The sequence below is a fragment of the Acinetobacter sp. P8-3-8 genome (assembly GCF_000214135.1).
In the GTDB taxonomy this organism is placed as follows: Bacteria; Pseudomonadota; Gammaproteobacteria; order Pseudomonadales; family Moraxellaceae; genus Acinetobacter.
Map to the genome: position 1 here is coordinate 1 of NZ_AFIE01000133.1, position 922 is coordinate 922.

The 922-nt window shown below is 30.0% G+C and carries 2 protein-coding genes; both read left to right on the top strand.

Annotation, left to right across the window (positions count from 1 at the left end):
* Positions 1-75 precede the first annotated feature (75 nt).
* Entirely contained in the window at positions 76-486 is a 411-nt protein-coding gene (locus tag GGG_RS21260; protein ID WP_010118029.1) for a transposase family protein, read from the top strand.
* Positions 434-901: an IS5/IS1182 family transposase gene (locus GGG_RS21265; RefSeq protein ID WP_029574724.1), complete on the top strand. Its 468-nt coding sequence runs from the start codon at positions 434-436 to the stop codon at positions 899-901. Before GGG_RS21260 ends, GGG_RS21265 begins: the two co-directional genes overlap by 53 nt.
* Positions 902-922: the final 21 nt, after the last annotated feature.

Here is a 922-nt window from a genome sequence, read left to right on the forward strand (position 1 = left end):
AAATAGGTCTCTTTCATAAGTCAAAAAATGATCAGTTAATTGTTTGTTTTTAAATCAAAATATTTTTGAAATTTCATGCATAATTCAACGATGAGATATATTGATATTCAAAAGCTTACAGACATTCAATTTAAGCGATTAACAGGCATTTCTTGGTCAACTTTTAATGTCATGTTGACCGAGTTAAAACTTCATGTGCCGGTAAAAGGCAGACCTAGTATTTTAGACTTAGAGGATCAACTGCTCTTATGTTTAAGTTATTGGCGTGAATATCGGACATTATTTCATGTTGGTATGACATATGGTGTTTCAGAAACGACGGCATCACGAATCGTACGTCATGTAGAGGATTGCTTAATTAAGTCTAACTTATTTAATTTACAAAAGAAATTACCAAAAGGTGCAGATATTGATTGGAATGTTGTCATTATCGATGCAACAGAAATCCCTATTCAACGTCCAAAAAAAACAAAAGATAAGCTATAGCGGTAAGAAAAAAACACATACATTTAAAATTCAGGCAATAATTCATTATAAGACTCAGGAAATATTAAGCTTAAGTATGTGCAAGGGAAGTAAGCATGATTTTGAATTATTTAAAGAAAATCTAAATTCAATTCCGAAAGGATCATTTATTTTAGCAGATAAAGGCTATCAGGGAATTTACGATATTTATACTAAAAGTCTGATCCCATTGAAGGCAAAAAAAGGGCAAAAATTAGCATCAGAATTAAAATTTTATAACCGAGAAATTAATAGAAGAAGGATAGGAATAGAGCATGTATTTGGAAAATTAAAAAGTTTTAAGATTTTATGTGAAAGGTACAGAAATAGAGGTAAACGCCTAGGATTAAGGTTTAATTTAATTGCTGGAATTTACAACTTTCAGTTGGCTAAATAATGATTTATGAAAGAGACCTAA

What these genes read in the sequence shown, in the direction of transcription:
- GGG_RS21265 (WP_029574724.1), top strand. Translation starts at nt 434, where the DNA reads ATGCAACAGAAATCCCTATTCAACGTCCAAAAAAAACAAAAGATAAGC.
- GGG_RS21260 (WP_010118029.1), top strand. Translation starts at nt 76, where the DNA reads ATGCATAATTCAACGATGAGATATATTGATATTCAAAAGCTTACAGAC.